This window comes from Prevotella sp. oral taxon 299 str. F0039 (genome assembly GCF_000163055.2).
In the GTDB taxonomy this organism is placed as follows: Bacteria; Bacteroidota; Bacteroidia; order Bacteroidales; family Bacteroidaceae; genus Prevotella.
This window is the reverse complement of sequence record NC_022111.1, coordinates 1,400,695-1,423,522: the sequence shown is the minus strand read 5'-3', so window position 1 is coordinate 1,423,522 and position 22,828 is coordinate 1,400,695. Positions and strand designations below refer to the sequence as shown.

Sequence of the window (22,828 nt, the reverse complement as noted above, 5' to 3'; positions counted from 1 at the left end):
ATACGTTTAAACACTCTTTTTTTATACCCTCTCCCCTCTTATGGCTATCCTTTTTCGAAGAAAGCAACACCACTCTTCGCTTATATTCCATTCCCTTCAGTCCCGAAAGAGAGCCTCACCCTCCCGCAAAAGCAGTCCTTTCACACCGCAAAAGCAATCCTTTTACCATGCAATAACAGTCCTTTTGCATCACCAACTCAATGCTTTTATAACTCACCCACACTTTCTTTTGAAATAGAATCGCTTTCCTTTTGCAAGAAAAAAACTTTTCAATAAAGTATTTAAATTTGTTTAGTTTAGAAAAAAAATCGTACTTTTGCCTAATAGAACAAGATCTATTTTTAATAAAAGAATCTTGGATTAGTGCTGGTTATCTTCATAAAATTATATAGAATGACATGATACCACAAGTACTATACCAACTTGCAACATAACTATTGCTACTCTACATCTTATCAAACATAACTTAAATAGTAATAATGGCTACAGTTAAGCAATCTTTTTTATCTAATATTATAGGAAGAGATACCTATAATAAAATTAAATCCCATGCAAAGACAATTATAGTTCCAGGTAGTTGTATCCTAGCTATCATATTATCTTTTTCATTATACTTTCATTGGGGGTTCATTAGCAACTTGCTTAATTTAGTTACTGGTACTTCACTTCTTTGTGTTGCATACATTGTAGCATTAGTAGTAAAACTGGATATAGAAGTTGATGTTGATGAACCAGAAGACTGTTATTGGTCTAAAACAGAAAAGAAGCCAAAGCCAATAAAATATAAGTTTACCATAGTTTGGGGGAGTATATTAATTATTTTTGGTATTTGTGCAATCTACTTCAGCAGCCAATATAGGAAACATTATGCTTTTGAATGTGAAACTTTCCTTGTGGATCATCAGCTTGAAATATACCATTTAGATTGTGGCAGTGATTGTAAAGCTGCTGCCAGAAATGAAGACTTAGAAGAAATGCAAGGTTATCAGATAGACGATTCTTATACTTTTTGCGATTTCTGTAGAGAATGGAGTGAGGAAATGGAGGAAGAATATAATTCAAACAGATATAGATAATATGGATAAACTACTTAATAAAATCGGTGCAGGTCTGGCATTAGCTTTATTATTATGCTTATTTCCAATGCCTTATGGGTATTACACTTTGATAAGATTTACTGCTATGATAATCTTTGGATGTATGGCATTCAACTTCTATAAGAATAAACAAATAGTATTTTGCTTAATAGCAGGTTTCCTTTCATTGCTATTTCAGCCATTTTTCAAAATGGCTTTTGGTAGAGCAATATGGAATCTGATAGATGTTATTGTGGCAATATCATTATTTCTACTATGGTATAAAAACAAAAATAATTGATATCTTAACGTGAGTTTGACTAATTATAAATATCTATATAATTAGTGATTAGTGAAACTTGTTGTAACTTTAAGATTACATTATTTCCATTTTAAAACCCATGCACGAATTCTCCTATAATAAAAAAATATCATTGGAAGAAAGAAACCTATATTACCAAGTGTAAAAAACGGGTCCTTCAGGTTATGACCAAATACCACATCACTCCACTCTGCGACTACATTAAAGATTCCCCATATAAGAATTCCTATCCCTAAAGGCTTTAATACCAATCTTAATTCTCTTGCTAATATCTTACATATGACATATATAGTATGAGCTATAATGTGTTTTGTTTTTTCTTCCATGATTCATTTTGATTTATTTATTGCAATCCATTTCATATGATTATGTTAATCATTATTATAACATGAGTTCGACGAATTATAAGTGTCTATAAATTGGGTAATTAGCAGAATTTGTTATAACTCTAAGGAGTTAATTACAAATAGCTACAAAAATCGCAATAATCATTGAGGGCAAAGATACTGAAATATTTTGTATGGCAGATGACTTCTGTAAGTTTTTTTGATGCAATAACAGCCCTTTTGCATCACCAACTCAATGCTTTTATAACTCACTCACGCTTGCATCAAAATAAAATAGCTTTCTTTTTGCAAGAAAAGACTTTTTTATTATATTTGTAGAAGAACTTTACTTAACTAACAAACACTTCACAATATGACACTAAAAACGCCTAAAAACAATTGTTTCAAAACGAAATTAATTCTATCAGTCCTTGCATTTACCGCCCTTATAAGCTCTTGTTCTATTGGAGGATTAACCTCCGACTACAACAAACTCACTGCAAAAGAGAAACAACGAGTGGTGAAAAGCTTTGGAGATATCGACCAATTGAAAGCCGACAACACCATCTATCTTGTAGAAGTTCAGCAGATTAAAGACTATTGCAACAAGCACCAACAGGTTGTTATATACGATTATACTCCCTATTGCGGTAGCAGTGCATGCATGCAAGTAAACGATTTTGTGGATATGTGCAAAGCAAATGGCACCAATCCGTTAGTTATTGGCAATACTTTTGGGGGACTTGCCGACACAAGAAAAATTGGAATTCCACTGCTCATGATAGACCCTCAGCCCTTAGGTACAAAGTGGAGACCACGATACATCCGCCTTTTCTATAACGAATTGATAGACAGTAACTCGCCAGATCAGCCCCAAGGAATTTACTTCTCGTTTCAAAACGGCAAACATATCGGCAACTTTAGCTCGTGCAAAGAAGCCCTCGAAGCTCTTAACATCAAAGATGTAAAAACATTGCAGAAGCAATAATTGTTATTGTTTCGCATAAAAAAGAAACAAAAAACGTATCAAAGATGAAAGTAAACACCTTGTTTTACCCATAAAAAGACATCTAAGAATGAAAAGAAATCAAACTCAAAGCAGTCGTTTTGCTATCCTACACATTTTTATTGCACTTGGTTTTAGCGCCATTTTAAGTTCTTGTCACATTCTAAATAAAACCGATGATTTTTACTTTCTACGACCAGAAGCACAAAAAAGGGTTACCCCAACCACTGGTTCTATCGACGAGTTAAAAGACGACAGGGCAATATATCTCATCAATGCACAGCAAGTGAAAGACTATTGCAAGCAACATTCAAATGTGATTATCTATAACTTCTCTCCATCTTATACACTGTATAAAAATCTAAATGCAAACGATTTTGTAGATATGTGTAAAGCAAATGGAGTGAACGCATTGCCTATTGCCAACTCGTATTTAGAACTTGACAAGGTAAGAAAATTAGGAGTTCCAATTCTGATGATTCATCACAACACTTATAAAACAAACAAATGGCGACGCTACACCAAGCTGTTTTATAAAGATGTAACCAACTCTAACAAGAGAATAAACAATTCTAAAAGATTCTTTTCCTTTAAAAATGGAGTTTATATAGGAAACTTCTCCGCCTACGAAGAAGCACTCAAAAGCTTACAATAACAACAAACGGCTCGCTCGAAATGCACATGTTGCAATGACGAACGAGCCGTTTATTCTTTTAGTTCGATAGGTATATAAAAAGAAAAACACCACAGCTCTCAGCGAGCTATGGCGTGTTTCTATGTTTAACATTTTAATTTCTATTTGGTATTGAATGTCTCACGACGTCCAAGTTCCTGTTAAACAATCATGTTTTTTACCTTAAACTAATAACTAAAAACATAAATCTATTACTACTAACCTAAACAATCTATTAACCTTTTGACAATGCAAAGGTAGCAACTGAAGTTCATTCGTGCAAGAGTTTTCATGAAAAACATTCACAAAAAGTGGATTACTTGATTATAATCAATCGAATGTTATCGTGCACAACCTTACGAAAGGTAAGTTATTTAACACAATATCTATCAAATTATAAATTTTAACATCATCTCTTTTAATTGCTCTCAAGATTACCTTGACAATTATAGCAAATACAAAGAAAAGCCACCTAAAACTACAACATTTTGCATTTTAGGTGGCTTTTTCTTGTTTTTGATAGCGAACAGACCTATAACACGTCGGATAAATGCCGTTCGATGTCTATTCCTCGCTTCTTATCTTCATTGTTTAGACTCAGCTTAATCAATCGTTCTACTACGTTCATCGCCTTTTGGGTCGAATCAATTAAAGAGCGTTGTTTCATCACTTCGCCCATAAGAATGGCAGAAAAGATGTCGCCTGTGCCAGGAAAACGAACAGGAATTTCATCATATGGCAAGAAAAAGAAATCTTTATTGTCTCTTTCTTCACTACAACCCACCACGCACATTGTGCCATTCACCTTCACACTTGTGATGAGTGCAGCCACAGCACCTTGTTCTTTTAGTTTCAAAAGCAAGTCTTTCGCCTCGTCTTCACTAATTCCTTCGTCCTTAAAAGGCGTGTCGGTTAAGAAACAAGCCTCTGTATAATTAGGATAACACACATCTGCCACGGCAATAAGATGTTTCATCATCTCAACCGTTTCGTGCGAAATACCATTATACAAACTACCATTATCTCCCATAATAGGGTCTACAAAGATCTTGGTTTTCTTCTTTTTCTCGCTCAAACAATAGTCTGCCACCAGCTTAGCCTGCTGTTCTGAGATAATAAAACCTGTGGCAATGGCATTAAACTCAAAGCCCAATTGTTGCCAAATGGGAATGACCTGCTGCATATAGTCGGTAGTTTCGAGAATGCTAAACTTACCATAATCGAGCGTATTAGACACCAATGCGGTTGGAAGATTGCACACCGAGTGCCCCATATACGACAAGATGGGGAGCATTGCAGCCGTTGCCACTTTGCCCACTCCAGGCATATCGTTTATTAAAAGGATATTACTCATTTTCTTATCACTATTTTTTTGAGTTACTATTCTATTGCGTTTATATATAATAAGGTGTAAAACTACATTACGAAATACTCCTCTTTGCTAGTTTATATCGCTCCTCGTAGGTTGAAGATGTTATTAAAATGCTCACAAAATGAATCTAAACATAAGAAATACTCGACCTTTTCGAACGATACAGGAGCAATGAAAGGTAGGCGAAAAATATCTTAATACAAGAAAGAACTACCGCCAAGAAACTCTCTCAACAAACTTGTTGGAGGAATTTCGTTATCGTGTATGGGTGTTACATACTTCAAAAAGCCCAACAATCGCAACGCTTCCGAATAGGCATTGCAGTTTTGTGGCACTCTTTCTAACAAGGGTTCAGCCTGCGAACGAATAACAGCAAACTCGAATAACATCGCTGTATTGAACATCACATCAGCCTCTTCTTGATAAGGAAAAATCCATTTTTCCTCTCCATCTCGCACCGATTGCCATCTATCGATGGTGTTTTCTGCCGACGCATTGCGGTATTTATAGTCACGAATAATGCGTCGCAAAAGTCTATTATCTGTGGTGGGAATATAGTTATGGTCGTCGAGTAGAATGGTTGTGAGGGCAGAAATATACACTTTAAAGAGCGAATCGCCAGGCAATTGAGCGGTAAGATCGGGATTAAGAGCGTGAATGCCCTCAATCAACAACACGTTATCGGGCTTTAACTGCACAAAATCGCCCGTTTCTTTCTCACTCTTTCCCGTCATAAAATTATATCTTGGCAATTCCACTCGCTCACCATTCAGTAACATTTTCAGCTGTTTGTTCAACAAATCAATATCAATAGCGTGCAAATGCTCATAATCAAAGTCGCCATTAGACTGCTTTGGGGTTTTATCTCTATCGACAAAATAATTGTCGAGCGATAGCTCTACTGGGTGAATACCATTTGTTAGTAACTGAATAGACAAGCGTTTGCAGAATGTTGTCTTGCCCGATGACGATGGACCAGCGATTAAAACCACTTTAACATTGTTGCGTTGGGCAATTTCATCAGCAATTTTTGCAATACGTTTCTCTTGCAATGCTTCCGAAACTCGAATCAAATCCGAGCCTTTTCCCTCTTCCACTTTCTCGTTAAAGTCGCCCACTGTGCGCACACCTAACAAGCCTTGCCAGCGATGATGCTCTCTAAACATCTCGAACATCTTATCTTGTTGAATCATAGAACCTAAGACTTCAGGATTAGAAGACGATGGAACACGAAGCAGAAGTCCATTCTCATAAAATTCTAATCCAAAGAGATAGAGCTGCGCAGTGTTAGTTAAAAGCGATCCATAGTAATAGTCAACATAATCGTCGATGGCATAATACACGTTATAAAGCATACCAGTGCTTTGCAATAGCTTCACCTTTGCCTCGTCACCTTTCTTTTTAAACAACGCAATAACATCGTCGGTGGGTTGCTCAAAACGTCTTATGGGCATCTTACAATCGATAATTTCTTGCATTCGTTGCTTAATTTTCGTTGCATCTTCACTCAAAATGGGTCTGCCAAGTTGTACATCACAATAATAACCATTGCTAACAGGGAACTCAACAACCACCTTACTACCTTTATATAGATCGTGAACAGCCTTACAAAGAACAAAGAACAAAGTGCGTGTATAGGCTCGCATACCCGAAGGAGAAGTGATATCTAAGAACTCAACATCTTTATTTCGATATACCCTATAATGCATTCCCTCTACCTTATTATTCACTTTAGCAGACAAAGGTCCGTGAATCATTTTCAAATTTAATTTTGGGAAAATATCAAAAAGAGTACTTCCAATTGTAACATTCTCATTTTTTTTATTATTTTTGCAATGTATTTGTATCAATTCTGATATGGACATAATTTTAAACTGTTTAGGAATAAACACATATAACATTCTACACAAAAGAGTAATAACTTTATTACTCTCCTTGCTTAGCATATCTCTAAGCACAAAGTTAGCAAAAAATAGGGTAACAAATACACAAAAATAGACAACAAAAACAACACTATGTCAATTTTAATTATTTTAAAGTCAGTAGGAGCATTAGCACTACTTATCTATGGAATGAAGGTTATGAGTGAGGCACTTCAAAAGATGGCAGGTTCTCAACTACGCCACATTTTAGGTGCAATGACCACCAACCGCATCACAGGTATGCTCACTGGTACATTCATTACCACTGCCGTTCAATCATCAACAGCCACAACTGTAATGACCGTTTCATTTGTAAATGCAGGTCTTCTCACCCTTGCTCAAGCCATTTCAGTAATTATGGGTGCCAATATTGGTACAACATTCACGGCTTGGATCATGAGTGCTGGATTCTCATTCAATATGACTTCGGTTGTATGGCCCGTCTTTTTAGTCGCAATCATACTTATTTATACAAAGCGTTATAGGTATGTTGGCGACTTTCTTTTTGGTATTTCGTTCATGTTCTTCTCGCTCGGAATACTTAGTATGTCAGGAAAAGAGATGGATTTGGCACACAATGAGACATTGATAAAGTTCTTTGCCTCTTTTAATCCAGATAGTTATTTCACTATTATTATATTCGTATTAATTGGTACCATCCTCACTTGTATCGTTCATTCATCAGCCGCATTGATGGCTATCACCATGGTTTTATGTACAGGAGGAGTGCTTCCCATCTACTTAGGCATTGCTCTTGTGATGGGAGAGAATATTGGAACAACCATAACAGCGAACCTTGCAGCTCTAACAGCTAACACACAAGCACGCAGAGCAGCCTTTGCTCACTTGTTCTTCAATTGCTTTGGTGTCTTCTGGATTATGTGCGTGTTCTATTGGTTCGTTGATATGGCCTGCTCATTAGTGGGTGTTAACCCTTCAAGTGAAAGCCTAGATCCTGTTCGTTTGTCGTTTGCTTTGGCAGCATTCCACACTATGTTTAACGTAACTAATACCTTTATTCTTATTTGGTTCATTCCACAAATAGAACGTATAGCATATTTTATCATCAAACCAAAGAAGAACGACGAGGAAGAAGAGTTCCGTTTGCGTTTCATTCAAGGTGGTATTATGGCTACTCCAGAGCTTTCTTTATTCGAAGCTCAAAAAGAAATTACCTCTTTTGCAGAGCGTATTCAGCGTATGTTTGGCATGGTTCGTGACCTTATTCACGAGAAAGATCTTACAAAATTCAATAAGCTCTACTCTAGAATAGAGAAATACGAAGACATTTCGGATAACATGGAAATCGAAATTGCAACGTATTTAAATGGAGTGAGTGATGCACATCTAAGTGATGAAACTAAAGGAAAAGTGAGAAGTATGATGCGTCAAATCACCGAAATTGAAAGTATTGGCGATAGTTGCTATAACATTGCACGTACTATTCACCGCAAGTCAGAACAAAAAGAAGACTTCACTGAAGAACAATATCAACACATTCATCAGATGTTTGAATTGACTGACGATAGCTTAACGCAAATGAATATTCTCTTTAATGGTCCTAAAGACCGCATGGATGCTCATCTTTCATTCAACATCGAGAATGAGATTAACAACTATAGAAACCAACTTCGCAACCAGAATATCAACGACATCAACGAACGTAAATACACTTACGAAATGGGTACGCTATATATGGATATCATTACAGAATGCGAAAAGCTTGGCGACTATGTTGTAAATGTGGTAGAAGCACGTTTAGGCTTACGCCAAAAATAAAAGATATCGAAACAGAATAGAATGTTCATAAAAGAGATTGCTTATTATTTTGAGCAATCTCTTTTAACTTTTATATTTCATTATTCTTGCCATACTTTAAACCAATAAAAGACTAAAATACCAAATCTAGGTATAAATTACGAAACAAGCTTTTGCATAATCCATAAAAAACAGCTATATTTGCTTGTTAAAACAATAATAAATTCGTTCTAACTATTGAAAAAACACACCTCTTAGTTCTGCATTCTTTGTCGTAAAAAGGCGACAAAAGTCATTATATCCTATAGAGGTTGTGCTACAATTAAATACGGTATAGCAACGAATAATTTCAAGATCGCAAATGAAATCATACGATATTAACACCTATCTCAAGGACATTTACAGTAAATATCCAGAGAGTACAAAACGTCCAATCATCGGAATTACAGGAAATATAGAAGGTAATGATGTCCTTATTCGTAATCCTTATTGCCAGCAAGTGATAAAAGCAGGAGGTGCACCAGTCATTATTCCACCCACAGAAGACCCAGAAACAATCATCAATATTCTTGATTCTATCGATGGAATTATATTCTCAGGTGGTAGTGATTTCAATCCATTATGGAGTGGTGATGAACCTTCTCCACATTTAGGGCACATCAATAGTAAAAGAGATCATTTTGAATTACTCACTTCTCTCCTTTCTCGTAACCGACAAATGCCTACTCTTGGAATCTGTAGAGGAATGCAATGCATTGCCATTGCCTCTGGGGGTAAGGTTGCACAAGATATCGAAGAAAGCCGAAAACTTGCCGCTAAGAGCTTGCTTTCTGATGGAGAAGTGGTGCGTTTAATAAAACATAGTCAAGATGCCGATCGTGAAGAATACACCCACTCTATCGACATCGATCCTCATTCTATTCTTTATTCTATCTACAAAACAAAGAAACTCTTTGTTAACTCTTTCCATCATCAAGCAGTAAGTTATATTGGTCCTAAGCTAAAAATCACAGCAAAGGCTAGTGATGGTGTTATTGAAGCACTCGAAAGTACCGAGTTTAAGCCTTTCCTAGCAGTGCAATGGCACCCCGAATGGTTAGGAGAAGATGGGGTAAAGCTATTCGAATGGCTCACTACCCAGGCACAAGAATATGCTCAAGCCAAAGCTCTTCACAACAAAATTATCACCCTCGACTCGCATTGCGACACCCCAATGTTCTTCGATAAAGAAGAAGTTGATATAACCAAACGTTGCAAAGAAGTTCTTGTTGACTTACATAAGATGGCAGAAAGCAAGCAAGATGTAACCACGATGGTTGCTTATTTGCCTCAAACAATAGGAAACGAGAACTTTAAAAACAAGAATACATTTGGTATTGACAGTCCTAAAAAGTATGCAGACTTTATCTTCGACAAGGTAGAAAGCATGATTTCTAATCATAAAGACTATGTTTCTATTGCCAAAACACCTTTCGAAGTGATGCAAAACAAGTTCGAAGGACGCCGTTCTATTATGCTTGCAATAGAAAACGGCTTGGCTCTTGAACGAGACATTGCCAACGTTAAGCATTTTGCTGAGCGTGGAATAAGCTACATTACCTTATGTCATAATGGTGATAATCTTATCTGCGACAGTGCGAGAGGAAGCAAAACACATGGTGGATTAAGTGCTTATGGAAAAGAAGTAGTTGCCGAAATGAACAAATATGGCATTATGGTAGACCTTAGTCACGCTGCAGAAAGCACCTTTTTCGACGTGCTAAAGACGAGTAAAGCCCCCATTGTGTGTAGTCATAGCAACTCTAAAGCATTGTGCGACGTGCCAAGAAACCTCACAGACAAACAACTTTTAGCTCTAGCAGAACACAACGGAGTGGCTCATGTCACCCTATATAAGGGTTTCCTAGCAAAAGATGGCAATGCAACAATCGAGGATGCGATGCGCCATCTCGACCATTTCATCAACATAATGGGCGTCGACCACGTCGGACTCGGCACTGATTTCGATGGAGATGGGGGCATTTTAGGTCTAAGAGATTCCTCTGAACTCATCCGTTTCACAATCTTTTTACTCAGAAAACGATATTCGGAAAACGATATTAGAAAGATTTGGGGTGGCAACTGGTTAAGAGTGATGGAGCAAGTTCAAAAGATAGGCAAACGATAAACTAAATAATCGCAATATCTGTTGTGAGCAATTATATTACAATCAACAACAAATGAAAAAAACAACGATGATTAAAATAGGCGCAATTGTTGTGCTGGCAGGAGTCATAGGCGGGTATTTCGTAAAGCAAAAAACAGCAAAGCCTGTTGAAGAAGAACAGATTACACAAGTGAATGCACCCGTTTTCAATGCCGATAGTGCTTATACTTACATTGCAGAACAATGCAACTTTGGACCAAGAACGATGAATAGCGAAGCACACGAACAATGTGCTCAGTGGATAGTGAACAAGTTTAAGAGCTTTGGTTGCACTGTGTCTGAACAAAAAGCAACGCTAAAAGGCTATGATGGAACACCGCTAAAAGCCACCAACATCATGGCGCAACTCAATCCAAAAGCCTCTACTCGCATCCTGCTTTGTGCGCATTGGGACAGCAGACCATGGGCAGATAACGACCCAGACAAGGCAAATTGGAAGAAACCTGTTATGGCAGCAGACGACGGAGCCAGCGGAGTTGCAATGATGTTAGAGCTTGCTCGCAACTTAAAATCGCACAACTTAGGTAACATTGGTATCGACTTTGTTTGTTTCGACGCTGAAGATTGGGGCACACCCGAATGGGTTGAAAAAACAAACGATGAGGATACATGGGCTTTAGGCGCACAATATTGGTCGAGAAACCTACCCAACAACTACACTGCTCGATACGGAATACTTCTCGATATGGTTGGAGGTAAGAACGCAAAATTCTATATTGAGCAAGCATCGATGACTTATGCACCCGAGATTGTTGCCAAAGTGTGGGGCGAAGCGGCTAATGCTGGATATAGTAATGTATTTATTAACCAAACAGGAGGAGCGATAACAGACGACCATATACCTGTTAATCAAATTGCAAAGATACCTACTATCGACATCATTCCATATTATCCAGAGATGAGCCCTAATATTTTTGGACCAGTATGGCACACCGTAAACGATAATATCAACAACATAGATCGCAAGACTCTCAAAGCTATTGGACAAACGGTGATGAATGTTTTGTGCCAAGAAAAGGAATAATTCGATACTCTCTCCTCACCTATTATAATATATAAGGTAGAGATGTGAGGTAGAAAGTCGATACAACCCGCTCTTCACTCCCTTTCTTTTAGACCCTAAAAGTGATGGTTTAGGCAGACAAGGGCAAGACGATTGGGTTTTGAAAGATCGAGAAATATTCTTCATCAACATCATATATTGAGAAGAAACACGATAAATGATAATGTAAAAGATAGGCACTATCCTTTCTTTTACATTATTTTTTTGCCCATTCTCTCCACCCTTGCTCTACAAAAGCTGTCCTTTTGCCATGCAATTACACTGCTTTTATCCTCTAATTGATGCCCTTTTACTCGCTAAAAGCAATGCTTTTACAAGCGAAGGTCTGCACCATCGTTAAACAAAAGGATTGCGAGGGAACATATTTAACGATGAAGCCAGCAACCATTCGTCTTTTTATTTATATATTTGCACTATCGTCTTATCGATAAAAAGAACGACACAAGAAGAGCGAACACACCATTCGTCGGACAAGATTCTTGTGTTTCAACAATGCAAATGCCCCATTAATACAAATCAACTTACAGATGAAAGAAGGAAGAATCCTATGGAAAAGCAGTGCAACAATCGTTGTTTTATTGGCTATTCTCTTGTTTGGTAGCTGTCAAACCACCAGCAATCGCCTCGTTGTGGTAGAGCAAAAAGAGCTTTATGGCTATGTAAACGATAAGGGCGACACCATCATTCGCTGCATTTATCCTATGGCTTTTACCGATACTATCACCCACATTGGCTTTGTGTCGGATAGCAATGGCGTGATAAAGTGCTTCAACAACGAGGGCAAATTCCTTTTTAATGTGTTCCAATTCGATAACGGACCCGACTATCCTGTCGAGGGTTTGTTCCGAATAGTGGGCGAAAACAACCTCATTGGCTTTGCCGATACACTTGGCAACATTGTTATTGCACCCCAATATCAGTTTGCTCGCCCTTTTAAAGACGGCAAAGCACAGGTGACAAACAGCGGAAAAATGATGAGAGATAATAGTAATGTCGATGCACATGAGTATTGGCAGTCAGACAACTGGCAGGTTATCACTCGCCCCTAATAGACTTATTTCCTTCTTTTCAAAGCCTCTTCGTCACCTAAAAGCACGCACCTCGCCTTGCACCTCAACCCTATACAACTTGCATTTCTCCCTTATTTATCTTCATCTCTCCCCCCTATTGAAGAAGTATATTCCTCTATTTAAAGGACGTGCAAGCCCCCTCCTTGTCTTCTATTCACAACCCCATCTCTCCTTCTTCACATCATTTCGCCTTTCTCTTTCTTACCCTTTCATCATTAAAAACACTATTCTCACCCCTAAACCTATCCTCTTTACCTTCTAATAACACAACCATTGCTATATCATCATCGAACTAAAATAAAAGACATCTATGTTCTTTACCTCAAATTAACAATAATTTTACTTATTATTTATAATTAATACTTAACTTTATAACACAACAAAATTTTATTATTTATAATTCAAAATTCACCCAAAAGATGAAGTAATTTTTATTTAGTATTGCGCTATTATTAGCTTGTACAATGCAAATTAGCGCACAATCATTCAACGAAGATCAATTAGAAGGAGAATGGATCTCTAATAATGACGGCATGGAATACGATGATTACTTAGGTTCTATCCAGAAAATAACACTTGGAAACTTTATGGATATACGCAAAGATTATGCTTATTACCGCTCTGGTATGATTTCATATAGATGGACTGAAAAGACAAAAGAAGCAAATACACACCTCAATCGTTTTAAGAGAAACGACACAGAAAATATCCTTGACTACTTTATTATAGGCAATGACAGACTTCATCTCATCATTGGCGACCAGTTTTCTTTACGTTTCAAAATCTTAGAGCTTAGCAATAACACTCTAAAACTACAGACAAAGAAGGGCATAATGACCTTTACGAATACCCCAACTGGCGTTCAAAGCTTGAAAGTGAACACTGAAATTGCAGAAAAAGCACGCTACAACATCAACGGGCAACGCCTTAGTCGTCCTGAAAAGGGAATCAACATCGTGCAAATGAGCGACAACTCTGCTCGCAAAGAGGTTGTAAAATAAGCATACATACACTATAAATACTATTGACCAAAAGCGTCAATAACACTTAGTAGAGAACATATTATCTAATAACGTTAGATAGTATGTTCTCATACTTTTTATATAATGCGAGTTCTACAGATTCACCTTACATGGCACGACTTCTACATTGATGTTGTGGACTGTCAGTAGAATTCTCTTTTTCTCATAGGTTTTAGTCTATATTTGACCATCATTGAATCAAAAAAAATGAAAAAACTTGTCTATTATAAAAAATAATTCTGTAAATTTGTCTCTACTATCATAACAGCTTTCACTTGTAAATTATTAGAACCATGTTAAGAATACTACTAAATAAAAATAAAACTACAACACTCTTAAAGAGTAGAAAGGAGGCTCAACAATAAACAAATTAATATTTCCATAACTATTCAACCTAACAAATGAGTGTTCTTTATAAGCTTCACTCATATCCCTAAACAATTAAGAACTAACATCTATGAATAAATTTAAAGCGGTAAAAGTGAAAAAAGCAACCTTTATTTCAGCTTTATTTCTTTCCGTATCTGCCAGTATGATGGGACAAAACCAAGTAGTAAAATTAGAACAAACTACTATTCCTGTTCATCAACTTATCAGTACGATTGAGAAACAAACAAACATGTCCATAGATTATGGACAAAACACCTTAGATCTTGCCAAGCAAGTGAAAGTGAATTCCAAAACAGTAAAACTTAGTAATTTGCTTGATGCCATACTCAGTGGCACAGGCTTAGATTATTCAACCTCTGGACGTCATATCGTTATTACAAAGTCTGAACCTCAGAAAGTCCAAAAATCTACTCAAAAGCAGACCATAAAAGGACGAGTATTAGATACTAATGGTAATCCGTTGATTGGCGTTACCATAAAAGTAAAAGGCACAAGTAATGCAGTAATTACCGACTTAGATGGAAACTATAGCATAAATGCTAGCTACGGAGATATACTCGAATTCTCTTATATTGGTTTCACAACAAAAGAAGTTCGTGCAAATAGTAATCAACTTAACCAAACACTTCAAGAAGACTCTAAAGAGTTGAATGAGGTTGTTGTTACGGCTCTTGGTATTAAGCGTGAACAAAAAGCGTTATCATATAATGTACAAAAAGTTACAGGCGAGGATCTTGCTGTAAATAAAGATGCTAACTTTATTAACTCTTTAAATGGTAAGGTTGCTGGTGTAAACATCAATGCTTCTTCATCAGGTGCTGGTGGAGCATCAAAAGTTGTGATGCGTGGTACTCGTTCTATTATGCAGTCAAGCAACGTATTGTATGTTATCGACGGTATTCCTATGTTGAATACAGAAGGTAGTGGCGGAAGTGGATTTGAGTCTAGAGGTACATCAGAAGGCATTGCCGACTTAAATGCCGAAGATATCGAATCTATGTCTGTATTAACAGGTGCTGCAGCTGCAGCTCTTTATGGTGAAAAAGCCTCAAATGGTGCTATTGTCATTACAACAAAAAAAGGAGATATTGGACGTACTCAGATAACAGTTTCGCAAAGCACAGAATTCTCATCTGCTTTTCATACTCCTAAGTTCCAAAATAGATATGGAACAGGCTCAGGCCTTCGAGATAATGGTATAGAATCATATAGTTGGGGTAAGTTACTCAATGAAACTAACTACATGGGATATAATCCACAAAAAGACTATCTCAAGACTGGTGTAATAACAACAGAAGCCTTTACTTTGTCTACAGGATCAAAAAACAATCAAACATTCCTCTCTGCTAGTGCATTGAATTCTGCAGGAATCATTCCCAATAATAAATATAATCGCTATAACTTCACGGTACATAACACGACAAACTTGCTCAATGATCGCATGACTCTTGATCTTGGTGCAAGCTATATTATCCAAAATGACCGTAATATGATAAACCAAGGTGTCTATAACAATCCTTTGGTTACAGCTTATCTTTATCCTCGTGGCAATGATTATCAGGATATGGCTATGTTTGAACACTATGACACAACTCGTAAAATTTACCTTCAAAATTGGAATGGTCTCATAAGTGAGTTGGTTGGTCAGAACCCATACTGGATCAATTTCCGCACTCCTCGTACGAATAAGAAACATCGTTACATGCTCAATGCTGGATTATCTTATAAATTTACCGACTGGTTGAATCTTTCAGCACGCATACGAATAGATAATTCTACAAATACATACCAAGAAAAGTTCTATGCATCAACTTCAATGACGCTTACAGGAAGTAACAATGGTCTTTATGGTGTTCAGGAATCTAATTACCAACAGACTTATGGAGATGTACTTGCCAATGTAAATAAACGTTTCTTCAATGACCAACTATCACTGGCAGCGAATCTTGGTATATCGCTTTCAGATATGAAGCAAAATATGATTGGCAATAAAGGTCCTATCGATGAGAATCTCATTCCAAACGTGTTTAATGTAATGCAGATTAATCGTGCACGACTTGTTCCTGAGCAATCAGGTTTCCACGATCAAACTAAATCTCTATTCTCAAGCGTAGAATTAGGTTGGAGAAGTCAATACTATCTAACTCTTACAGGACGTAATGACTGGCCCTCAATGCTAGCTGGTCCTCATTCTAACAAGTCATCTTTCTTCTATCCATCTGTTGGTGGCTCTTGGATTATCTCTGAATCTTTTACGCTACCTAAACAAATTGATTATCTAAAAGTACGCGGTTCATTTGCATCTGTTGGATTATCATTCCCTCGTTGGTATGCAAATCCCAAGTACGTATGGAACGAAAAGAACAGACAATGGAGCAATCAGACGACTTATCCTGTGTACAACCTAAAACCAGAACGTACAGATTCTTGGGAATTTGGTCTTCAGACTCGTTTGTTTAAGCACTTCAACCTTGACTTGACTTATTATACAACAAAGACTTACAACCAGACTTTTGACCCAAAGATTTCAGCTTCTTCTGGTTATAGTAATATGTATATTCAGACAGGTAATGTAAGCAACTATGGTATAGAATTAGCTGCTAGTTATAACAACACATGGGGTAAATTCTCATGGTCATCTAACTATACACTTAGCATAAATCGAAATAAGATTAATGACCTCGTTACCGCTTACGTTCATCCTCAAACAAAAACACTCATCACGATAGATAAACTTGATGAAAATGGTATAGGTGATGCACATTTCATTTTGAAAAAAGGTGGCACCCTAGGCGACCTTTATTCTCTTTCTGACCTCCAACGCGATAGTAATCGTAAAATCTATGTAGACAAAAATGGTAAGGTTTTTAAAAATACCAATGTAGAAGACATTAAATTAGGATCTATTTTCCCCAAAAGCAATATGGCTTGGCGTAATGATTTTTCTTGGAATGGACTAAACCTTGGCTTTATGGTTGCTGCTCGATTTGGTGGTATTGTTTATTCTGCAACTCAAGCAAATCTTGACTATTATGGTGTATCAGAAACAACAGCTAAAGCCCGAGATAATGGTTTCATTTCGATCAATAATGGACAAAATTATATTAATCCAGAAACTTGGTATACAACTATTGGTGGAAGTGATGGTATCCCACAATATTATACATATAGTGCAACAAATATACGCCTACAAGAAGCTAGCTTAGGTTATACTTTTAAGAAGAATGTATTCTTTGGTATAGGAGAACTTAGTGTATCTCTTGTTGGTCGCAACTTGTTAATGTTCTATTGCAAAGCACCTTTCGATCCTGAAACAACAGCTACTACAGGCAACTACTATCAAGGAATCGACAAATTTATGATGCCAAGCACTAGAAATATTGGTTTCAACATCAAACTCAAATTCTAATATCTGAAGTAATGAAACAGATGAAAAATATTTTAAGCCTAGCCTTGTTAGCAACACTTTTATCTACTACAGGCTGCACAAACGGCTATGAAGACTTTAACCAAGATCCTTATGCTGTAACGAAAGAAGAGATGCAACGCAACGCTTATAGCTTAGGCGCAGCTCTCATTAACCTTGAAAATTGGGTTATACCTACCGATGTAAATACAAATCAATTCACAGAATGTCTCTGTGGTGGTTCTTATGGCGGATACCTAGCAGATAGCAACCCAGGATTCCTTGGAAAGAACTTTGCTCAGTATAATACTGCAAATAACTGGGACCGTGTCCTTTTTACTGATTTTATCCCTAAGCTCTTTATTCACAGCAACGAGATCTATAACATAACTGAAGAAGCAGTACCTCGCTCTATAGCTCAGATTATAAAGGTTGCAGGTATTCACCGAGTAACAGATGCTTATGGTCCTATCCCTTATTCAAAAGTGGGTGCTGATGGTAAAATTACAGCTCCATACGATTCACAGGAAGAAGTCTATAACCGCATGTTCGCACAACTTGATAGTGCAATCACTGCCCTTACCTTAAACAGAACAAATGACTTTAAGCCCGAGGCAGACCATGTATATGGTGGAAAAGTTGAGAAATGGATTAAGTTTGCCAACTCATTAAAGCTCCGCTTGGCTATACATATTTCAAAAGCTGCACCAGCAAAAGCAAAACAAATGGCAGAAGAAGCAGTAAGCCAAATGGTAGGTGTAATAACTAGCAATAGCGATAATGCTGAACTTTCAGTATCTAATACAAATCCATTTTATGTTGTAATGCACGAATACAATGGTGTAAAAGACAATCAGGGAGACTCACGTGTGAGTGCAGATATCCTTAGTTACATGAATGGCTATAACGATCCTCGTCGTGATGCCATGTTCACACAATCAAAGTTTACAAATGCAACCAACGGATTCCATGGACTTCGCTCAGGTATTAATATTCCCGATCAAGCTATTTCTAATTTATATTCCAACTATAAGGTTACAACAGATTCTAAACTTCTTTGGATGAATGCTGCTGAAGTTGCTTTCCTTCGTGCAGAAGGTGCATTACGTGGTTGGTCTATGGGAGGATCTGCTAAAGATTTCTACGAACAAGGCATTCGTTTATCCTTTGAACAATGGGGTGTAAAGGGCGTAGAGAACTTCTTATCAGACAGAACCAGTACCCCATTATTGTATACAGACCCTACAGGTTCGAACTCATTTTCAGGTACAGCTTCAACCATAACCATAGCATGGGACGATGCTGCATCTATGAACACAAACCTAGAACGTATCATCACACAGAAATGGTTAGCTAACTTCCCTTTGGGTTTGGAGTCTTGGACTGAATATCGTCGCACAGGTTTTCCAAAGTTAATGCCTGCTGCGGTTAATAATAGTGGTGGCATTGTAGATAGTGAGCGAGGCGCACGTCGTCTTTATTATCCTCAAGAAGAACGCCTTAACAACTCTGCTAACTATAATGAAGCTATAAAATTGCTTGGTGGTCCAAACACAATGGCAACCGATGTATGGCTAGCGAAGTAAGAAGTTTATTCTATCATTGAAATATAAACAAGATAATAACAAAATTATGAAATATATCATTCAGCATTTTATACATGTAATCAGTTGTTTTGTAATGATATGCTTCTTGGGAAGTTGCGATACAGATATAGAGTCTGTTAGTATCACCCCCCCAAGTATACAAGAACAAAATCCTGAATTATACGCACAATATCTATCAGCATTGCGCACTTATAAAGGAGGTAAACATAAAGTCAGTTTTGGTTGGTTTGATAATAGCAAAAAAATGCCCTCTTCACAAGGTCAAAGCATTATTGCTGTACCAGATAGCTTAGATTATTTAGTGCTTACCCACCCTGAGAAACTAAATAATCGTGAATTGTCAGAAATAAAAGAAATAAAAGAAAATAAAGGAATTCATACTTTATATGAAATCAATTTTATTACGATAAAAGAAGCTTACGAAGCAGAGAAGAAAGCTTTCGAAGACAATCCCAATAATGCAGAGAAATCATTTTCACCTGATTTCAAAACGTATTTGGTAGACAAAGTACAGAAACGTTTAATGCTTTGTACTCTGTTTAATTATGATGGTATAGTGATGACTTTTCTTGCCAAGACCAAAATATATATGACTGAAAAAGAAAAGCAAACACAAAGAGCACATGAAAAAATCTTCTTAGGAATTGCAAAAGACTGGAAAGAGCGTCATACTGAAAAGGTTCTTGTACTAGCAGGTAAGCCTCAAGAGGTTGATGATAAAGAAATATTTAACTTATCCAACTACATTATCACTCCTTGCCTCACCTCTACAAGTGTTAGCGATGTTGCCTACACACTCATCAAAGCAAATGTTGAAGGTATCCCTAGCAATAAACTCATCCCATTAGTAGCAATGCATAGCAATGATCCTGCAGACCTTAAAACAGGATATTGGGGTAAAAAACATGCCGCTATTGGAACAGCCAACTTTATTGCTCAAGAACATCAAGCCTACCAAGTTGCAGGCTTAGCAATTGATAACATTAACAACGATTATTATCAGGTAAGATTTGTATATCCCATTATCAGGGGAGCCATTTCTATTATGAACCCTATTGTTAAAAAATAGACATTATGAAGAATATAATTAAATTTTATCCTCTGTGGTTAGTTGCACTTACGTTAACAGCCGCCTGTCAATCCAATAATGAAGAAAACTTTTCTAACAAAGCATATATCAATGCTAAAGAAATGACTTCTGAAACAATAATTAAAGGAAATGTTGGAACTATATCCAAAACTATCACTATAGCTACAGCACGCCCCGCAGAGAAAGAAGTAAATGCACAAATTATTTTTAAGCCATCACTTTTTTACACATATACTAAGAGATACTATACAACGGCAGAATTACTTCCTAATAACTGTTATAAAATTCTTGAGAAGCAGTTGATGATTAATAAAGGTTCTGTCAAGAGTAATGAGGCTAAGATTTCTTTCTTTAATTTAGGAACATTAGATCGTTCTAAGACTTATATATTCCCTGTAGAAGTAGAGACCGAAGATATAGATCTCCTAGGGTCTGCCAAAGAATACTACTATATATTCAAGGCAGGTGCTTTAATTAATGTTGTTGCAGATATTCAAGACAACTATTTGGAAATATATCCTTGGAAAACCCTAGGACGTATTGACCACATGAAGCAACTAACAATGGAAGCACTAGTCTATCCTCGTGAGCTTGATAAGCTTATTTCCACTATCATGGGTATTGAAGGTAAGTTCCTTATGCGTATTGGTGATGCAGGTTTACCACCTAACCAACTACAAATTGCAACGCCCAACACAAACATTACTGATAGCAAATTGCAATTGAAAACAAACACATGGCAACACGTTGCCCTAACCTATAATGAAGATGGTGGAGAAATAAAGATCTACATTAATGGAAAATTAATGTATGAGGACGAACGTAGTATCGGTTCTATAACTCTTGAGGGAAATGGTTATGACCGCAATTTCCTTGTAGGAAAATCCTATGACGATAAGCGTGACTTAAATGGTTGTATCTCAGAAGCTCGAGTTTGGGATGTTGTTCGTACGCAAGAAGAAATAGCTTCAAGCATATATAGTGTAGATCCCACAACTCCTGGTCTTGTTGCTTATTGGAAATTTGATGATAGTTCTACACTCACAGTAAAAGACTATTCTGGAAATGGAAATGACCTAAAAGCTAATAAGACTTTAACATGGAAACCCGTTTCATTACCAGCAACTAAATAACTTTAGATTACAACAAAGATGAACAAAAAGTTTTTAACCATAATAAAAGTTGCAATTGGAATCATACTAATTGCAGGCTTAACAACTGCTTGCTCGAATTCAATCAACGTGCAAGGAGTAGATGAAGAAAATTATAGCACTCCAGAAAAACAATTAGCTTATCTCACAGATAAGTATGGAGCAAGTATGCGCGATTCACTTCTTTTCAATGTTAAAGGAGCCACTAACTTCTATGTAAATGTAACTACAGCATCAACAACCAAGCAAGAATATTCTCTTTCTTATGATGCCACAGTTCTCAAAGCTTATAATGATAAAAACAAGACCAATTATCAAGCATTACCAGAGGATTTAGTTACTATAGAAGGAACTCCTGTCGTTGAAGCAGGGGATATAAAATCTAATCCTATAAGCGTAAAATACAACACTGCTAATAATTTGGAAAAGAATGGTATCTATGCAATCCCATTACGTTTGAATAGTGCACAAAACCAAATTTCAAAAGAAAAAGGTGAATTTGTACTTTTCGTACAAGATATCACAAAAATGCCAAACTGTCACAAACATAATGGTTTGCAAGTAATCAGTTGCATGGAAATAAACGACTCTAATCCTCTTTATAATCTCTGTTTCACATTGCAAGGCACTGGTCAATATTTCTTCGACCAAGTAATTCTTTTCTCTGGAAACATTAATTATAATTTGGAAACACAAGAGGTTTACAATTATAACAATGAAAACATCTCTCATGTGTTACAATATAAAGAGAAGTATCTTGAACCTTTACAGCAAAAAGGTATGAAAGTTATCTTAGGTATCTTGGGTAATCACGACCGTGCTGCGATAACCAATCTATCTGTAGAAGGTTGCAAACATTTTGCACAAGAATTAAAGGCAAAGGTCGAAGCCTATAATCTTGATGGAGTATTCTTCGATGATGAGTATTCTAACACAGGTGGTAGTTATCCTGGATTTGTATCTGGTGGTAATGCTTCACGCCTATGCTATGAAACTAAAAAAGCAATGCCAAACAAACTTGTTCAGGTTTATGTGTATGGCGGAACTACAAACTTATATAGTGTTGAGGGAAAGCAACCTGGAGAGTTTGTAGATTGTGGAATTCATGATTACGGAGGCACATCTGATTTAAGCAATAACTATCCAGGTATGCCCAAGAGTGGTATGTTCTTAGGATCTGTTGAATGTGCGCGTAACTATGCATCTCCATCTAGCGTTTATGATAGAATAAAGTCCGAAGGCTATGGCGGCACAATGGTGTTCGGTTTAGATCCTAAACGTACTCCTCTAGAAGTTCTCAACAGAATTTCACAAGCCTTCTATGGTGCAAATGTTGTCCAAACGGGTATTTATAGAAAAGATTGGTAA

At 36.8% G+C, this 22,828-nt stretch carries 17 protein-coding genes; 14 read left to right on the top strand and 3 right to left on the bottom strand.

The genetic code is table 11. The features are described from left to right. Window positions 1–479: 479 nt before the first annotated feature. Entirely contained in the window at window positions 480–1,076 is a 597-nt protein-coding gene (locus HMPREF0669_RS08545; protein ID WP_009227866.1) for a hypothetical protein, read from the top strand. A 1-nt stretch (window position 1,077) separates the two neighbouring features. Continuing rightward, the gene (locus tag HMPREF0669_RS08540; RefSeq protein WP_020967364.1) at window positions 1,078–1,377 is read left to right on the top strand and encodes a DUF6804 family protein; all 300 of its coding nucleotides are present in this window, start codon (window positions 1,078–1,080) and stop codon (window positions 1,375–1,377) included. A gap of 80 nt (window positions 1,378–1,457) precedes the next feature. Here HMPREF0669_RS08540 and HMPREF0669_RS08535 read toward each other — a convergent pair whose 3' ends face one another. Continuing rightward, entirely contained in the window at window positions 1,458–1,724 is a 267-nt protein-coding gene (locus tag HMPREF0669_RS08535; RefSeq protein ID WP_020967363.1) for a hypothetical protein, read from the bottom strand. A 373-nt stretch (window positions 1,725–2,097) separates the two neighbouring features. Here HMPREF0669_RS08535 and HMPREF0669_RS08530 point away from each other — a divergent pair, with 373 nt between their 5' ends. Both HMPREF0669_RS08530 and HMPREF0669_RS08525 read left to right on the top strand, forming a co-directional pair. Beyond that, window positions 2,098–2,712, top strand: a complete 615-nt coding sequence (locus HMPREF0669_RS08530) for a hypothetical protein (RefSeq protein ID WP_009227867.1) — start codon at window positions 2,098–2,100, stop codon at window positions 2,710–2,712. Between the two features lie 88 nt (window positions 2,713–2,800). Then, window positions 2,801–3,385 (top strand): hypothetical protein, encoded by a 585-nt coding sequence (locus HMPREF0669_RS08525; RefSeq protein ID WP_009227868.1) that lies wholly within the window; start codon window positions 2,801–2,803, stop codon window positions 3,383–3,385. A gap of 550 nt (window positions 3,386–3,935) precedes the next feature. Here HMPREF0669_RS08525 and HMPREF0669_RS08520 read toward each other — a convergent pair. Then, entirely contained in the window at window positions 3,936–4,757 is an 822-nt protein-coding gene (locus tag HMPREF0669_RS08520; RefSeq protein WP_009227869.1) for a pyridoxamine kinase, read from the bottom strand. A 212-nt stretch (window positions 4,758–4,969) separates the two neighbouring features. Then, a complete protein-coding gene (locus tag HMPREF0669_RS08515; protein ID WP_009227870.1) occupies window positions 4,970–6,640 on the bottom strand; it encodes a nucleoside kinase in 1,671 nt (556 codons plus the stop codon). A 150-nt stretch (window positions 6,641–6,790) separates the two neighbouring features. Here HMPREF0669_RS08515 and HMPREF0669_RS08510 point away from each other — a divergent pair, with 150 nt between their 5' ends. The 10 genes from HMPREF0669_RS08510 to HMPREF0669_RS08465 all read left to right on the top strand — a co-directional run bounded on the left by HMPREF0669_RS08510 (window position 6,791) and on the right by HMPREF0669_RS08465 (window position 22,828). Then, window positions 6,791–8,476 (top strand): Na/Pi cotransporter family protein, encoded by a 1,686-nt coding sequence (locus tag HMPREF0669_RS08510; RefSeq protein ID WP_009227871.1) that lies wholly within the window; start codon window positions 6,791–6,793, stop codon window positions 8,474–8,476. A gap of 340 nt (window positions 8,477–8,816) precedes the next feature. Next, window positions 8,817–10,622: a fused gamma-glutamyl-gamma-aminobutyrate hydrolase/peptidase gene (locus HMPREF0669_RS08505; protein ID WP_009227872.1), complete on the top strand. Its 1,806-nt coding sequence runs from the start codon at window positions 8,817–8,819 to the stop codon at window positions 10,620–10,622. 52 nt (window positions 10,623–10,674) lie between these two features. Further along, complete coding sequence (locus HMPREF0669_RS08500; protein WP_009227873.1) at window positions 10,675–11,685, top strand: M28 family peptidase; 1,011 nt, start codon at window positions 10,675–10,677, stop codon at window positions 11,683–11,685. A 566-nt stretch (window positions 11,686–12,251) separates the two neighbouring features. Next, window positions 12,252–12,773 (top strand): WG repeat-containing protein, encoded by a 522-nt coding sequence (locus HMPREF0669_RS08495; RefSeq protein WP_009227874.1) that lies wholly within the window; start codon window positions 12,252–12,254, stop codon window positions 12,771–12,773. 485 nt (window positions 12,774–13,258) lie between these two features. Next, a complete protein-coding gene (locus HMPREF0669_RS08490; RefSeq protein ID WP_009227875.1) occupies window positions 13,259–13,795 on the top strand; it encodes a hypothetical protein in 537 nt (178 codons plus the stop codon). 478 nt (window positions 13,796–14,273) lie between these two features. After that, a complete protein-coding gene (locus HMPREF0669_RS08485; protein ID WP_009227876.1) occupies window positions 14,274–17,615 on the top strand; it encodes a SusC/RagA family TonB-linked outer membrane protein in 3,342 nt (1,113 codons plus the stop codon). An 11-nt stretch (window positions 17,616–17,626) separates the two neighbouring features. Then, entirely contained in the window at window positions 17,627–19,198 is a 1,572-nt protein-coding gene (locus HMPREF0669_RS08480) for a RagB/SusD family nutrient uptake outer membrane protein (RefSeq protein WP_009227877.1), read from the top strand. 46 nt (window positions 19,199–19,244) lie between these two features. Continuing rightward, window positions 19,245–20,288 carry a glycoside hydrolase family 18 gene (locus HMPREF0669_RS08475; RefSeq protein WP_020967361.1) on the top strand — a complete coding sequence of 348 codons (1,044 nt, stop codon included), beginning with the start codon at window positions 19,245–19,247 and terminating at the stop codon, window positions 20,286–20,288. A 5-nt stretch (window positions 20,289–20,293) separates the two neighbouring features. Beyond that, on the top strand, window positions 20,294–21,442 hold the full coding sequence (locus HMPREF0669_RS08470; RefSeq protein WP_009227879.1) for a DUF1735 and LamG domain-containing protein: 1,149 nt from the start codon (window positions 20,294–20,296) through the stop codon (window positions 21,440–21,442). Window positions 21,443–21,460: 18 nt separating this feature from the next. Continuing rightward, window positions 21,461–22,828, top strand: a complete 1,368-nt coding sequence (locus tag HMPREF0669_RS08465) for a BT_3987 domain-containing protein (protein WP_009227880.1) — start codon at window positions 21,461–21,463, stop codon at window positions 22,826–22,828.

Excerpts from the sequence above, each read along its gene's own strand:
- HMPREF0669_RS08545 (WP_009227866.1), top strand. The coding sequence starts at position 480 with ATGGCTACAGTTAAGCAATCTTTTTTATCTAATATTATAGGAAGAGAT.
- HMPREF0669_RS08540 (WP_020967364.1), top strand. The coding sequence starts at position 1,078 with ATGGATAAACTACTTAATAAAATCGGTGCAGGTCTGGCATTAGCTTTA.
- HMPREF0669_RS08535 (WP_020967363.1), bottom strand. The coding sequence starts at position 1,724 with ATGGAAGAAAAAACAAAACACATTATAGCTCATACTATATATGTCATA.
- HMPREF0669_RS08530 (WP_009227867.1), top strand. The coding sequence starts at position 2,098 with ATGACACTAAAAACGCCTAAAAACAATTGTTTCAAAACGAAATTAATT.
- HMPREF0669_RS08525 (WP_009227868.1), top strand. The coding sequence starts at position 2,801 with ATGAAAAGAAATCAAACTCAAAGCAGTCGTTTTGCTATCCTACACATT.
- HMPREF0669_RS08520 (WP_009227869.1), bottom strand. The coding sequence starts at position 4,757 with ATGAGTAATATCCTTTTAATAAACGATATGCCTGGAGTGGGCAAAGTG.
- HMPREF0669_RS08515 (WP_009227870.1), bottom strand. The coding sequence starts at position 6,640 with ATGTCCATATCAGAATTGATACAAATACATTGCAAAAATAATAAAAAA.
- HMPREF0669_RS08510 (WP_009227871.1), top strand. The coding sequence starts at position 6,791 with ATGTCAATTTTAATTATTTTAAAGTCAGTAGGAGCATTAGCACTACTT.
- HMPREF0669_RS08505 (WP_009227872.1), top strand. The coding sequence starts at position 8,817 with ATGAAATCATACGATATTAACACCTATCTCAAGGACATTTACAGTAAA.
- HMPREF0669_RS08500 (WP_009227873.1), top strand. The coding sequence starts at position 10,675 with ATGAAAAAAACAACGATGATTAAAATAGGCGCAATTGTTGTGCTGGCA.
- HMPREF0669_RS08495 (WP_009227874.1), top strand. The coding sequence starts at position 12,252 with ATGAAAGAAGGAAGAATCCTATGGAAAAGCAGTGCAACAATCGTTGTT.
- HMPREF0669_RS08490 (WP_009227875.1), top strand. The coding sequence starts at position 13,259 with ATGCAAATTAGCGCACAATCATTCAACGAAGATCAATTAGAAGGAGAA.
- HMPREF0669_RS08485 (WP_009227876.1), top strand. The coding sequence starts at position 14,274 with ATGAATAAATTTAAAGCGGTAAAAGTGAAAAAAGCAACCTTTATTTCA.
- HMPREF0669_RS08480 (WP_009227877.1), top strand. The coding sequence starts at position 17,627 with ATGAAACAGATGAAAAATATTTTAAGCCTAGCCTTGTTAGCAACACTT.
- HMPREF0669_RS08475 (WP_020967361.1), top strand. The coding sequence starts at position 19,245 with ATGAAATATATCATTCAGCATTTTATACATGTAATCAGTTGTTTTGTA.
- HMPREF0669_RS08470 (WP_009227879.1), top strand. The coding sequence starts at position 20,294 with ATGAAGAATATAATTAAATTTTATCCTCTGTGGTTAGTTGCACTTACG.
- HMPREF0669_RS08465 (WP_009227880.1), top strand. The coding sequence starts at position 21,461 with ATGAACAAAAAGTTTTTAACCATAATAAAAGTTGCAATTGGAATCATA.